Genomic DNA, 13,520 nt, shown 5'->3' with positions numbered 1-13,520 from the left:
CCCCGGCAGGAGCCTTACTGGCCGGCCTTCACCGCCACGAAGGCGCTGTTGCCGTTGGCCGTGCGGACCAGCAGCATCACCACGTCGTCCTTCTTGAAGCTGGACAATGCCCGGTTCAGGGCATCCACGCTGCCGACCGCAGTGCGGCCGACCTGCAGGATCACCATGCCCGGCGACAGGCCGGCATCGCGTGCCGCCTGGCCCTTGACCCCGGTGATGCGCACGCCTTCATTGCCGTTGAGCCCCAACTGCTTGCGCTGGGCCGCGTTCAGGTCGCTGACGTCCAGCCCCAGCAGGGCGTTGGCACCGGTCTGCGGAGCCGCCTCGCCACCGCCAGCCGACGGCCCGCGGGCATTGGCCTGCCCGTCCTCGCTCAGTGCGGTCAGCGTGGCACTGAGCTCATGCGGCTTGCCGTCGCGGTAAACCACCAGGTTCACCTTGCTGCCCGGCGCCATCGCACCGATCAGCGGCGGCAGGTCGGACCAGCTGTTGACCGCGCTGCCGTTGACCGAGCGGATGACATCGCCCACCTGCACGCCGGCCTTGGCGGCCGCACTGCCGGCCACGATCTGGTTGACCAGCGCGCCGCGGCTGTCCGGCAGGCCCAGTCCCTGCGCCTTCAGCGAATCGATCGGTTCGACCACCGCGCCGAGCTGGCCGCGGGTGACCTTGCCGCTCTTCTTGATCTGCTCGACCGCGCTCATCGCCAGGTCGATCGGGATCGCGAAGCTGATGCCCATGTAGCCGCCGGAGGCCGAGAAGATCTGCGAGTTGATGCCGACCACTTCGCCGCGGGTGTTCAGCAGCGGCCCACCGGAATTGCCCTGGTTGATCGCCACGTCGGTCTGGATGAATGGCACGTAGCGCTGGTCCGGCCCCCGTACTGCGACCAACGGCGCTGACCACGCCGGCGGTAACGGAATGGTCGAGGCCGAACGGCGAGCCGATCGCGACAACCCATTGACCGGGCTTCAGGGTGTTGGAATCGCCCACGCGCACGGTGGGCAGGTTCTTGCCATCGATCTTGAGCAGGGCCACGTCGTACTGCTGGTCGCTGCCCACCACCTTGGCGGTGAACTCGCGGCTGTCGCCCAGCTTGACCTTCACTTCGCTGGCGTCGGCCACCACGTGGTAGTTGGTCAGTACATAGCCATCGGGCGAGATGATGAAGCCCGATCCCATGCCACGCCCCTTGATGCTGGGACCGCCATCCTGCCCACCCGGCCCCCGCCCCGGCATCGGGAAGTCAGGGCCGAAGAAGCGGCGGAAGAACTCCGGCATGTCATCGTCGCCCATCGGGCCGCGCGAGGCCTGGCGGTTGTTGCGGACGATGGTGGTGTCGACGTTGACCACGCCCGGGCCGACCTGTTCGACCAGGTTGGTGAAGTCAGGCAAGCCACTGACCAGCGGTTGTGCAGGCGCCCGCGGCGCCGCGGCCGGCGCAGGCTGGGTCTGCGCGGCAGGCGCCGGCGCCTGTGCGCAGGCCACCAGGGGAAGGGTCAGGGCCAGCAGGCCAATGGCCTGCGTGCGGAGTCGGGGAGTCATCGGACGGCAACCTCCGGATCGGGTGGAAAGAGGAATACGGGCCCCGCCGACGGCGGGGCGTGAAGGCGCCCGGCTCAGTCGCGCGGGCGCGGCGGCACCGGCAGGTCGTCCTGCAGGCGCGGCTCGAACGGGTAGAACGCGGCACCACCGGCATGGGCCGGGAAGCTGGCATTGAGCGCACCACCGGCGGCGGGCGCCAGGCTGGAGCGCGGCCATGGCCGGGCCTGCAGCCCACCGACCTCACCAAACGGCAGGTTGTGGTTGGCGTTGGCCGGTACGGTCGGAGCCAGCGGTGCCTGCACGGCGGCGATGGCGCGCTGCGGAGCGTCATCGCGCTGGGCGGCACGCGCGGCCTGCTGGCTGCGGGTTGCACTGGCGCGGCGGGCGTCCTGGCGACGGCTGGTAGCAGCCATCGCCACAGCCGGCGCCGCCGCCACGGCCATCGCGGCGGTATCCACCGATGCTTCGGTCACCGGGGCCGGCGCGGTTGGCGCCGGTGGCAGTTCCGCCTGGCTGGCGATCACCTGCGGCGCCAGCGGTTCACGCGTGGCCTCCTTCAGTTTCTCGCCGCCGATGAACAGTGCGACGGCGGCCACCGACGCGGCCAGGGCGGCGCCGCCGCCCCAGGCCCGCCAGCCACTGCGACGTACCTGGCGACGCGGCTCGGCCTGTGGCGCCGGCTCGGCCGCGATGGCGGCAGCCACGGCGGCACTGAAGCCGGCCGGCGCCAGCGCCGACGCCTGTCCGCGCATCACGTCGCCCAGCAGCTGCCAGCGTTCCTGGCAGCCGGCCAGCTCGGGGTCGTGCTCCATCCGGCGCAGCAGGAAGCGCGCTTCATCGGCGCCCAGCTCGCCATCGACCAGGGCCGACAGCTGCTCGCGATGGCGCTGGTCCAGGCGCTGCCCGGCGGGCGATTGATGGTTCTGCGATTCGTTGAACGGGTTACTGGTCATACGCGGCTCTTCTCACGGGTGGCGCTGCCGATGTCCAGCAGCGGCCGGAGTTCGGTGTCGATCGCCTCGCGCGCCCGGAAGATCCGTGAACGCACCGTGCCGATCGGCGACCCCATCTTCTGCGCGATATCCTCGTAGCTCAGGCCTTCCACCTCGCGCAGGGTGATCGCTGACCGGAGTTCTTCCGGCAGCGCGTTGACGGCCTTCATCACCGTCTGTTCCAGCTCCTGGCGCATCAACTCGCGTTCGGGCGTGTCGGTGTCACGCAGGCGCGTACCACTGTCGAACTGTTCGGCATCGCCGATGTCGATGTCATCGGTCGGCGGCCGTCGATTGTGTGAAGCCAGGTAGTTTTTGGCGGTATTCACGGCGATTCGATGCAACCAGGTTGAGAACTGGGCATCGCCACGGAAACTCCCGATCGCGCGGTAGGCACGGATGAAAGTGTCCTGGGCGACGTCCTGACATTCGCTCCAGTCGGCGATGTAGCGACCGACCAGGGCCACCACCCGATGCTGGTACTTGCGCACCAGGACATCGAAGGCGGCACTCTCGCCGTGCTGCACGCGCCGGACCAGTTCCAGATCCAGCTCCTGTGGTGTATCAACCTCGGCCATGAGGGGCCGCACTCCTGTCAGCCCAACCGACGTCGGGCAATGAGACTGCCAATCCCGGGAAAAGTTCAGTCGCCGATCACCTGGCGCCGCACCAGCTTTTAACCACCGTTCCGTTAGCGTCCCGGTCCACGGCCATGGATCCGGGGCGCCACTCCCCTGCTATTGGGATTTGACGCGGGGGAAACAACCTCTGGATCATAGCCGCTTCTCCATACACAACCGGATGGAACGTCCATGCTCTCAGGCTTCGATGGTCTCCGCTTCAGCCACTGGCACCCCGAGATCCGCGACGACGGCGTGGTGGTTCTCTCCCTGGATCGTCAGGACAGCAGCGTCAACGCGATGTCGCAGGACGTGCTGCTGGAGCTGGGCGACCTGCTTGAGCGCATCGCGCTGGACCCGCCCAAGGGCGTGGTGGTCCAGTCGCTGAAGAAGGCCGGCTTCATTGCCGGTGCCGACCTGAAGGAGTTCCAGGAATTCGACCGTCGCGGGCACTGTCAACGACGCGATCCGTCGTGGCCAGGCGACCTATCAGAAGCTGGCCGAGCTGCCCTGCCCCACCGTTGCGGCGATCCACGGCCACTGCCTGGGCGGCGGCACCGAACTGGCGCTGGCCTGCCGCTACCGCGTGGCGTCCAATGACAGCAGCACCCGCATCGGCCTGCCGGAAACCCAGCTGGGCATCTTCCCGGGCTGGGGCGGCAGCGCCCGCCTGCCGCAGTTGGTGGGCGCGCCGGCGGCGATGGACATGATGCTGACCGGCCGCACCCTGTCGGCCTCGGCCGCGCGTGGCATCGGCCTGGTCGACAAGGTGGTGGCGCCAGCGGTGGTGCTCGACACCGCCGTCGCGCTGGCGCTGTCCGGTACCACCCGCCCGTTCAAGCAGCGCGCGACGGCATGGGCCACCAACACCTGGCTGGCACGCAGGCTGCTGGCGCCGCAGATGGTCAAGCAGGTCGCACGCAAGGCGAAGAAGGACCATTACCCGGCGCCGTACGCGCTGATCAGCACCTGGCAACGCAGTGGCGGCAAGCCGATCCAGGTCCGCCTGGACGCCGAGCGGCGCGCCGTGGTGAAGCTGGCCAGTACACCGACCGCGCGCAACCTGATCCGTATCTTCTTCCTCACCGAGCGACTGAAGGGCCTGGGCAGTGGTGATTCCGGCATCCGTCACGTGCACGTGGTCGGCGCCGGCGTGATGGGCGGCGACATCGCCGCGTGGGCCGCTTACAAGGGCTTCGAGGTGACCCTGCAGGACCGCGAGCAGCGCTTCATCGACCCGGCCATGGAACGCGCGCAGGCGCTGTTTGCCAAGAAGGTGCGCGACGAAAGCAAGCGCCCCGCCGTGGCCGCACGCCTGCGTGCCGACCTGGAAGGCAATGGGGTTGCCGAAGCGGATCTGGTGATCGAGGCGATCATCGAGAACCCGGAAGCCAAGCGTGCGCTGTACCAGACGCTGGAACCGAAGATGAAGCAGGACGCCCTGCTGACCACCAATACCTCGTCGATTCCACTGGTGGAACTGCGCGATCACATCCAGCGCCCGGCGCAGTTCGCCGGCCTGCACTACTTCAACCCGGTAGCGCAGATGCCGCTGGTGGAAATCATCCACCACGATGGCATGGCGCCGGAGACCGAGCGCCGCCTGGCCGCGTTCTGCAAGGCGCTGGGCAAGTTCCCGGTGCCGGTGGCCGGCAGTCCGGGCTTCCTGGTCAACCGCGTGCTGTTCCCGTACATGCTGGAAAGCCGCCACCGCCTACGCCGAAGGCGTCCCAGGCCCGGTGATCGACAAGGCCGCCGTGAAGTTCGGCATGCCGATGGGCCGATCGAACTGATCGATACCGTTGGCCTGGACGTGGCCGCCGGTGTCGGCCGCGAACTGGCGCCGTTCCTGGGCCTGCAGATTCCGGCCGCGCTGCAGACGGTGGAACCGGACAAGCGTGGCAAGAAGGATGGCCAGGGCATCTACACCTGGGAGAACGGCAAGCCGAAGAAGCCGGACGTGGCCAGCGACTACCAGGCCCCGGCCGACCTGGAAGACCGCCTGATCCTGCCGCTGTTGAACGAGGCAGTGGCGTGCCTGCACGAAGGCGTGGTGGCCGACGCGGACCTGCTGGATGCCGGCGTGATCTTCGGCACCGGTTTCGCCCCGTTCCGCGGCGGTCCGGTCCAGCACATCCGTGCGGTCGGTGCCGATGCGATCGTCGAGCGGTTGAAGGCGCTGCAGCAGCGCCACGGCAACCGTTTCGCCCCGCGCCCGGGCTGGGACAACCCCGTCCTGCGCGAACCGGTGGTCTGAGTTCATCGGCCGGGCCGGCGGCCCGGCACCCGCAGAGGCAACCGCCGAAGCAAAAGCCAGAGCCGGCGCCAGAACCGGAGCCGGAGCAACAGCCGGCTCTGGCTTTTCTGTTTGCTGGGCGGGGCGGTGTCGGGTTGCGGGGACGCCGTAAACCCGTCCTTGGGGGCTTGGCCGCGGCATCCATGCCGCGGACACCCCGCAACCCGACACCGCCCCACCCCTGACAGTTTCCCGGTGACGGTGGGTGAACTGCGATGGCTGTAGGTGTCGACCTTGTTCAGCACGGATCATTACGAACTGGCGGGTGTCGACCTTGGTCGACACCAAGAGCGAAGCGACCGGCGTTTGATTTTGATTTTCTTTTTCTTCTCCGTGGCTGGACGCACACGGAAACTGTCTGGGGCCGGGCGGGGTGGGTTCGCGGGGGTGTCCGCGGCATGGATGCCGCGGCCAAGCTTCCACGGACGGATTCACGGCGTCCCCCGCGAACCCACCCCGCCCGGCCAAGCACGGCTTGTGCTTGTGCCGTCAGCGACCAAGCGACCAGCCACGAGGGGCTGCGCCGTTGGCTGGAACACCCTGTTACCCATACGAGGCATGTCCCCGTCACAGCTGCATGCGATGCTGGCCCCCTGATCCCTGCCAGCGAGAACGCCCGCATGACCACCATCATCGCCCCGCGCGTGCACGACATCGGCGGCCTCGAAGTCCGCCGCGCCGTTCCCACCCTGCAGGCGCGCAGCATCGGTTCGTTCGTGTTCGTCGACCAGATGGGCCGGCACTGATGCACCCCGGCACCGCCATCGACGTGCGCCCGCATCCGCATATCGGCCTGGCCACGGTCACCTACCTGTGGTCGGGCGCGATCGGCCACCGCGACACCCTTGGATCGGACCAGGTGATCCGTCCCGGTGACGTCAACTGGATGACCGCTGGTCGCGGCATTGCCCATTCCGAGCGAACACCGCAACCGGACCGCGACCATGACAACCCGATCCACGGCATGCAGACCTGGGTCGCGCTGCCGAAGTCGCATGAGGAAATCGAGCCGGCGTTCTATCACCATGCCGCGGCCACCCTGCCCGAGCAGCGCCGCAACGGCGCCTGGCTGCGGGTGATCGCTGGCCGCGCCTATGGCGAGGAATCGCCGGTGAAAGTGTTCGCCGATACGCTCAATGTGGCGATCGATCTGGACCCGGACGCGGAAATCGACATCGACGACGGCCACCGCGAGCGCGCGTTGTACATCCTTGAGGGCGACGCGCAGTTGGATGGCGTGGACATCCCCGCACAGCACCTGGTCATCCCCGAAGCCGGCGCACGCGGCCGCCTGCGCGCAAAGACACCGGTAAAGGCGATGCTGTTCGGTGGCGAGCCGCTGGATGGCCCGCGCCACCTGTGGTGGAACTTCGTGTCCAGCTCGAAGGAGCGTATCGAGCAGGCCAAGCACGATTGGGAAGCCGGTCGCTTCGGCACCATCCCCGGCGACGACAAGGAATTCATCCCGCTGCCGCAGTACTGAGCATCGCGTGTTGCACACAGCCGAGGGTGTATTCCTGCACCCGGCGTTGAAGCTACAGTCACCCGCTGATCATTGAAATGTGACATAAATCACACTTTCGACCGTCAAAGGAGTGCAACACATGAGCATGGGTAAACGCTTGTCCACCGAATTCCTCGGCACGTTCTGGCTGGTTCTGGGTGGCTGTGGCAGTGCGGTGCTGGCCGCCAAGTTCGGTGGTGACGGCAATCCGCTGGGTATCGGCTTCCTCGGCGTGGCGCTCGCCTTCGGCCTGACCGTGGTGACCGGCGCCTATGCGTTCGGCCATATCTCCGGTGCGCACTTCAATCCGGCGGTCAGCGTCGGCCTGTGGGCGGGTGGTCGCTTCCCGACCAAGGACCTGGTGCCGTACATCATCGCCCAGGTTGCGGGCGGCCTGCTGGCCGGCTTCATCCTGCTGCAGATCGCCTCCGGCGCCAGTGGCTTCGCCATCGACGGCAGCCAGGCCGGAGCGTTCGCCAGCAATGGCTATGGCGCGCTGTCGCCCGGTGGTTACAGCGTGGCTGCGGCCTTCCTGTGCGAAGTGGTACTGACGGCGGTGTTCCTGATCGTGATCATGGGTACCACCCACGGCAAGGCACCGGCCGGGTTCGCCCCGCTGGCGATCGGCCTGTCGCTGACCCTGATCCACCTGATCAGCATCCCGGTCACCACCGGCACGTCGGTGAACCCGGCCCGCTCCACGGCCGTGGCCTTCTTCGCCGGCAGCGGTGCGGTCAGCCAGTTGTGGCTGTTCTGGGTCGCCCCGTTGCTGGGCGGCGCGATTGGCGGCCTGATCTACAAGTGGATCGGCAACGACCGCTGATCCCCGCAGCAACCATTGCGGCCGACGGTCGGCCGCAATGGTTGCGCTTGCAACCGCGAATTGTGCGATTGCTCACGTTCCGTTAAGGTTGAGTTGACCGTCCGTGCACATGCCGGATGGGGTGGCGTCCGGGGATGGGATGCCATGGTCGCCGGCTCCGCTGGCGAAGCCAACCAATTCATCACCTTGGGGGATGCATGAAGTTCGTGCCTGTCATGTTGTCGAGCCTGCTTTTCGCTGCGGCCCAGGCCGCCGCGCAGGCGCCGTCCGAATGTCCTTCGCTGCCGGCCAGCAGCGGTCTGCAGTGGCAGCAGCAGGTGCAGGCCGATTTCCTGGTCTGCCGCGCCAGCACCCCTGATGGCCGCGAAGTGCTGAGCCTGATGCTCAGCGCGCGTGATCCGTCCATTCCGCTGAACCGCTCGCTGCGGCAGGAAAAAGGCAGCTTCGGCGGTGAATCGCTGTACTGGTACCAGCCCGACCTGGGCGGCCAGCAACCGCCGGGGTATGCCGAACGGCGCATCAGCGTGGTCAAGCTCGACAAGGGGCGTTACGCGCAGATTTCGCTGTATCCGGACAGCGCGCAGGAGCTGGGGTCACTGCAACAGCTGGCGCAGGGCATGAGCCTGACCCCGTCGGCCGTGGCCGCCGGGCGCTGAGGATGACGGGGATGACTGCTTGGCAGCATCCCCGCAGCGCGACCCGATCCAACGGTAGTGCCGGCCGCGGGCCGGCACCCCGATCCGCCTCCAGGCGAGGCAGTTGCCGGCCAGCGGCCGGTACTACGTCAGAACTTGCCTTCCTGGAAATCGACGAAGGCCTGCATCAGTTCCTGCCGCGTGTTCATCACGAACGGCCCGTGGCGCATCACCGGTTCGCGCAGCGGACGGCCGGCCACCAGGATCAGGCGCGCGCCTTCATTGCCGGCCGAGATGTGCAACTGCTCGCCACCGCCCAGCACCGCCAGTTCCTGGCGAGCGACGTCGCGCGCGGCGTCCTGCTCACCCACGGTCACGCCACCTTCGAACACGTACGCAAAGGCGTTGTGCCCTTCCGGCAGCGCATAGGTCCAGGCACGGTCGGGCGCCAACGTGATGTCGAGGTAGAGCGGGTCGGTGGCCGGTTGCACGATCGGGCCGCGGGTGCCATCGACCGTGCCAGCGATCACCTTCACCTCCACGCCCGCTTCCGGGTGCACCACGGGAATCCGCTCAGGCGCGAACTCCTGGTACTTCGGCTCGGTCATCTTCTCCTTCGCCGGCAGGTTCACCCACAGCTGGAAGCCACGCATCTGCCCGCTTTCCTGCTCGGGCATCTCCGAGTGCACCAGGCCGCGGCCAGCGGTCATCCACTGCACGCTGCCCGGGGTCAGCAGGCCTTCGTTGCCATGGTTGTCGCGATGCCGCATGCGCCCGTCGAGCATGTAGGTGACGGTCTCGAATCCGCGGTGCGGATGTTCCGGGAAACCGGCGATGTAGTCCTCGGCGCGGTCGGTGCCGAATTCATCGAGCAGCAGGAACGGATCGAGGTCGGGCAGCGTCGGGCCACCGATGACGCGGGTCAGGCGCACGCCGGCACCGTCGGAGGTGGGCATGCCACGGATGGTCCGCAGCACGCGGACCGGTTCGGGAAAGCTCATGGCGACTCCTGTTGGATGGATGCCACTGAAGATGGACGCCGCACGGCCACACGCCAATGGACGGCGCCGCAACCGATTATTCCATCCCTGATGTTCGCTGCACGTCAGCACAACAAGCGTACGACCAAAGTACTACCGCCGATTCGTCCTGTGCCAATTGACCCTGTCGAGGGCACGCGGGACTCTTTGACTGTCTTTCCGGGAGAGAGCACCTCATGAAAGGGTTTTCCAAAATAGGCTGGGCGGTCCTCGCCCTGCTCGGCGCCTTCTGTCTGGGCACCGTGGCCCTGCGCCGCGGCGAACACATCAATGCGCTGTGGATCGTCGTCGCCGCGGTTTCGCTGTACCTGGTGGCGTACCGCTTCTACAGCCTGTTCATCGCCAACAAGGTGATGCAGCTGGATCCGACCCGGGCCACGCCGGCGGTGATCAACAACGATGGCCTGGACTACGTGCCGACCAACAAGCACGTATTGTTCGGCCACCACTTCGCCGCCATCGCCGGCGCCGGCCCGCTGGTCGGCCCGGTCCTGGCCGCGCAGATGGGCTACCTGCCTGGACTGCTGTGGCTGGTGGTGGGCGTGGTGCTGGCTGGTGCGGTGCAGGACTTCATGGTGCTGTTCCTGTCCAGCCGTCGCAACGGCCGTTCGCTGGGCGACCTGGTAAGAGAAGAGATGGGCCAGGTACCTGGCACCATCGCGTTGTTCGGTGCGTTCCTGATCATGATCATCATTCTGGCGGTGCTGGCGATGGTGGTGGTCAAGGCGCTGGCCGAAAGCCCGTGGGGCATGTTCACGGTAATCGCGACGATGCCTATCGCCATCCTGATGGGCGTGTACATGCGCTATATCCGCCCCGGCAAGATCGGCGAGATCTCGGTGGTCGGCCTGATCCTGCTGCTGGCCGCGATCTGGTACGGCGGCAAGGTCGCCGCCGACCCGGTGTGGGGCCCGGCGTTCACGTTCACCGGCACCCAGATCACCTGGATGCTGATCGGCTACGGCTTCGTCGCATCGGTGCTGCCGGTGTGGCTGTTGCTGGCCCCGCGCGACTACCTGTCGACCTTCCTCAAGATCGGCACGATCATCGCGCTGGCCGTCGGCATCCTGATCGTGATGCCGGAACTGAAGATGCCGGCGCTGACCCAGTTCGCCGCCAGTGGCGACGGCCCGGTGTGGAAAGGCGGCATGTTCCCGTTCCTGTTCATCACCATCGCCTGCGGTGCGGTCTCTGGTTTCCATGCGCTGATCTCCTCCGGCACCACGCCGAAGCTGCTGGCCAATGAAGCGCACATGCGCTACATCGGCTACGGCGGCATGCTGATGGAATCGTTCGTGGCGGTGATGGCGCTGGTCGCGGCCTCGATCATCGATCCAGGCATCTACTTCGCGATGAACAGCCCGGCGGCGGTGATCGGCGCCGATGCGGCGTCGGCGGCGCACTACATCACAAACACCTGGGGCTTCACCATCACGCCGGAGCAGCTGACCGCGACCGCGGCGGCGATCGGCGAGCCGACCATCCTGCATCGTGCAGGTGGCGCACCGACACTCGCGGTGGGCATCGCGCAGATCCTGCACGAAGCGATCCCCAGTGGCAGCGACGCAATGATGGCGTTCTGGTACCACTTCGCGATCCTGTTCGAAGCATTGTTCATCCTGACCGCGGTGGACGCTGGCACCCGTGCCGGACGCTTCATGCTGCAGGACCTGCTGGGCAACTTCGTCCCGGCGCTGAAGAAGACCGAGTCGTGGACCGCCAACATCATCGGTACCGCCGGCTGCGTGGCGCTGTGGGGCTACCTGCTCTACACCGGTGTGGTCGATCCGTTCGGCGGCATCCAGACCTTGTGGCCGTTGTTCGGCATCTCCAACCAGATGCTGGCCGGTATCGCGCTGATGCTGGGCACGGTAGTGCTGTTCAAGATGAAGCGCGACCGCTATGCGTGGGTCACTGCGGTACCGGCGGTGTGGCTGCTGATCTGCACCACCTATGCCGGCTTCATCAAGATCTTCGACAGCAACCCGGCGCAGGGTTTCCTGGCACAGGCACACAAGTTCCAGGCCGCACTCGCCAGCGACACGATCACGGCGCCGGCCAAGTCGGTGGCGCAGATGAAGCAGATCGTGGTCAACGCCTACGTCAATACCGGCCTGACCGCGCTGTTCCTGCTGGTGGTGGGCGCAGTCCTGGTGTATTCGATCAAGACCATCCTGGCGGCACGCCGCAATCCGCAGCGCAGCGACCGCGAGACCCCTTACGTGGCGCTGAAGCCGCATGAAATGGTGGATCTGTGATGAGTACGCAACTGGTTCCCGCCGGCCAGTACCAGGCGCACCGCCGCATCTGGCGGCGCCTGGTGCAGACCGCACGACTGTGCTGTGGCATTCCTGATTACGACAACTACGTCCGGCATATGCTGGAAAAGCATCCGGACCAGGAGCCGATGGACTACAAGACGTTCTTCCGCGAGCGCCAGGAAGCGCGCTACGGCGGACGCAATGGTGGCCGCTGCTGTTGATGCTCGGGTTCGACAGCGCTGCAGCGGCCTTCAGTAGATCCACGCCATGCGTGGATGAGGACCGCCGCTGATCGAATGGTGTCCGGGGTCAGATCCGTTTCCTCCGGGAAACGGATCTGACCCCTTCTTTGAAAGAATGCCGAGCGCGTGCTCGGCCCTGCACGGGCAGAGCGGGTTCGCGGCGCACGCCGCGAACCCCGCAACAGGAACGTCCGGTCAGAACTCAGGCGCCGGCCATCCACTTCAGGATCAGGCCGGTGACATAGGCCAACCCGGTACCGGTGGCATAGCCCACCGTCCCCAGCAGCACCCCCACAGGCGCCAGCGTCGGATGGAAGGCCGCGGCCACCACGGGAGCCGAGGCGGCCGCCCCGATGTTGCCCTGCGAACCGATCGCGAAGAAGAACAACGGCGCGCGCAGCAGCTTGGCCACCCCCCACAGCACCAGCACGTGCGTGGCCATCCAGATCGCGCCGAGCAGGAACAGCCAAGGCCGATCCAGCAGCGACAGCAGGTTCATCTGCATGCCGATGCAGGCGATCAGGAAGTACAGGAACACCGTGCCCAACCGCGAAGCGCCTGCGGCTTCCAGCCGGCGCGCACGGGTGAAGCTCAGGCCCAGGCCCATCGCCGTGGACAGCAGGATCACCCACACGAACTGGCTGTCCAGGCTGAACTGGCTGGCCCAGCTGACGTTGGCCTTGAACCAGCCCGACAGCGGTGCGGCGATGGCGTGGGCCAGGCCGACGCCACCCAGTGCCACGCCGACGATCACCATCAGGTCGGTCATGCTGGGAATGCGCGCGTTCTGTGCCTCGTAGGCGCTGATGCGTGCCTTCATCTCGTCGATGGCACGCGTATCGGCCCCGTTGCGGGTGTCGATCTGCTGCGCGCGGTTGGCCAGGAACAGCAGGATCGCCATCCACAGGCTGGCGCAGGCCACGTCGACCACGGCGAACTGCCCGAAGGTGGTGGCATCGGTGCCGAACACTTCGCGCATGGCGACCATGTTGGCGCCGCCACCGATCCAGCTGCCGGCCAGCGCGGCCATGCCGGCCCAGGTATCACCGGCCACCGTTTCCGGATGGATCAGCTTCATCAGCTGGAAGGAGACGATCGCACCGAGCATGATGCCAGCGGTACCGGCACAGAACACAAGCAACAGCTTCGGCCCCAGCTTGATGACGCCCTTGAGGTCGATCGACAGCGTCAGCAGGACCAGCGCGGCCGGCAGCAGCACGTCACGCGCGACCGGGTTGTACAGCGAGGTGTTGTGGCCATCGATGACACCGGCGGTGTTGTAGATGGCGGGGATGAAGTAGCACAGCAGCAGTGCCGGCACCCAGGCGAAGATCTTCTTCAACAGCGGGGTCGGACCACTGGCGGCCCAGAAGATCAGGGCCAGGGTGGCGGCAATCAGGCCCAGTCCAACGATATCGTTGCTGATCAGGGCAGTAGCGGGTTCGGTCGGCATGGGATCCTCTGTCGATCGAAGGAGCGGGGAAAAAAAAGCGCCGCATGAAGCGGCGCAGGTCGAGATTAACATTGTCTTCACGTCGGGTCATGCCGCAGCGCGGAGCAGG

Annotated in this window: 10 protein-coding genes and 2 pseudogenes; 7 read left to right on the top strand and 5 right to left on the bottom strand. The window is 66.8% G+C overall.

Features of this window, described 5'->3' with window-relative positions:
- Window positions 1-14: 14 nt before the first annotated feature.
- The 3 genes and pseudogenes from ROV93_RS21480 to rpoE form a co-directional block, all read right to left on the bottom strand.
- A pseudogene (locus ROV93_RS21480) lies at window positions 15-1,545 on the bottom strand (DegQ family serine endoprotease).
- A 74-nt stretch (window positions 1,546-1,619) separates the two neighbouring features.
- The gene (locus ROV93_RS21475) at window positions 1,620-2,498 is read right to left on the bottom strand and encodes a sigma-E factor negative regulatory protein (protein WP_312541305.1); all 879 of its coding nucleotides are present in this window, start codon (window positions 2,496-2,498) and stop codon (window positions 1,620-1,622) included.
- Window positions 2,495-3,115 carry an RNA polymerase sigma factor RpoE gene (gene rpoE / locus ROV93_RS21470; protein WP_312541303.1) on the bottom strand — a complete coding sequence of 207 codons (621 nt, stop codon included), beginning with the start codon at window positions 3,113-3,115 and terminating at the stop codon, window positions 2,495-2,497. Before rpoE ends, ROV93_RS21475 begins: the two co-directional genes overlap by 4 nt.
- A 234-nt stretch (window positions 3,116-3,349) precedes the next feature.
- On the opposite strand from rpoE, the gene ROV93_RS21465 reads away from it, so the two are divergent.
- The 5 genes and pseudogenes from ROV93_RS21465 to ROV93_RS21445 all read left to right on the top strand — a co-directional run bounded on the left by ROV93_RS21465 (window position 3,350) and on the right by ROV93_RS21445 (window position 8,436).
- Window positions 3,350-3,757 carry a hypothetical protein gene (locus tag ROV93_RS21465; RefSeq protein ID WP_312541301.1) on the top strand — a complete coding sequence of 136 codons (408 nt, stop codon included), beginning with the start codon at window positions 3,350-3,352 and terminating at the stop codon, window positions 3,755-3,757.
- Window positions 3,654-5,414 (top strand): 3-hydroxyacyl-CoA dehydrogenase NAD-binding domain-containing protein, encoded by a 1,761-nt coding sequence (locus ROV93_RS21460; protein ID WP_312541341.1) that lies wholly within the window; start codon window positions 3,654-3,656, stop codon window positions 5,412-5,414. Before ROV93_RS21465 ends, ROV93_RS21460 begins: the two co-directional genes overlap by 104 nt.
- A gap of 659 nt (window positions 5,415-6,073) precedes the next feature.
- Window positions 6,074-6,936 (top strand): annotated as a pseudogene (locus ROV93_RS21455) (pirin family protein).
- 121 nt (window positions 6,937-7,057) lie between these two features.
- A complete protein-coding gene (gene aqpZ, locus ROV93_RS21450) occupies window positions 7,058-7,780 on the top strand; it encodes an aquaporin Z (protein WP_312541299.1) in 723 nt (240 codons plus the stop codon).
- 197 nt (window positions 7,781-7,977) lie between these two features.
- The gene (locus ROV93_RS21445) at window positions 7,978-8,436 is read left to right on the top strand and encodes a hypothetical protein (RefSeq protein ID WP_049414687.1); all 459 of its coding nucleotides are present in this window, start codon (window positions 7,978-7,980) and stop codon (window positions 8,434-8,436) included.
- A 128-nt stretch (window positions 8,437-8,564) separates the two neighbouring features.
- Here ROV93_RS21445 and ROV93_RS21440 read toward each other — a convergent pair whose 3' ends face one another.
- On the bottom strand, window positions 8,565-9,416 hold the full coding sequence (locus tag ROV93_RS21440; RefSeq protein ID WP_053499689.1) for a pirin family protein: 852 nt from the start codon (window positions 9,414-9,416) through the stop codon (window positions 8,565-8,567).
- A 215-nt stretch (window positions 9,417-9,631) separates the two neighbouring features.
- Here ROV93_RS21440 and ROV93_RS21435 point away from each other — a divergent pair, with 215 nt between their 5' ends.
- Together ROV93_RS21435 and ROV93_RS21430 are read left to right on the top strand one after the other, a co-directional pair.
- Complete coding sequence (locus ROV93_RS21435; protein ID WP_005418274.1) at window positions 9,632-11,713, top strand: carbon starvation CstA family protein; 2,082 nt, start codon at window positions 9,632-9,634, stop codon at window positions 11,711-11,713.
- Entirely contained in the window at window positions 11,713-11,937 is a 225-nt protein-coding gene (locus ROV93_RS21430) for a CstA-like transporter-associated (seleno)protein (protein WP_005410613.1), read from the top strand. The genes ROV93_RS21435 and ROV93_RS21430 overlap by 1 nt, the downstream gene beginning before the upstream one ends.
- Before the next feature lie 223 nt (window positions 11,938-12,160).
- On the opposite strand, the gene ROV93_RS21425 is transcribed toward ROV93_RS21430, so the two are convergent.
- Window positions 12,161-13,411 carry a DUF819 family protein gene (locus ROV93_RS21425; RefSeq protein ID WP_072169169.1) on the bottom strand — a complete coding sequence of 417 codons (1,251 nt, stop codon included), beginning with the start codon at window positions 13,409-13,411 and terminating at the stop codon, window positions 12,161-12,163.
- Window positions 13,412-13,520 lie beyond the last annotated feature (109 nt).

The sequence above is a fragment of the Stenotrophomonas maltophilia group sp. msm4 genome, from assembly GCF_032025605.1.
Classification (GTDB): domain Bacteria; phylum Pseudomonadota; class Gammaproteobacteria; order Xanthomonadales; family Xanthomonadaceae; genus Stenotrophomonas; species Stenotrophomonas sepilia.
The sequence above is the reverse complement of the archived record's forward strand: the minus strand, read 5'-3'. Positions and strand labels throughout refer to the sequence as shown.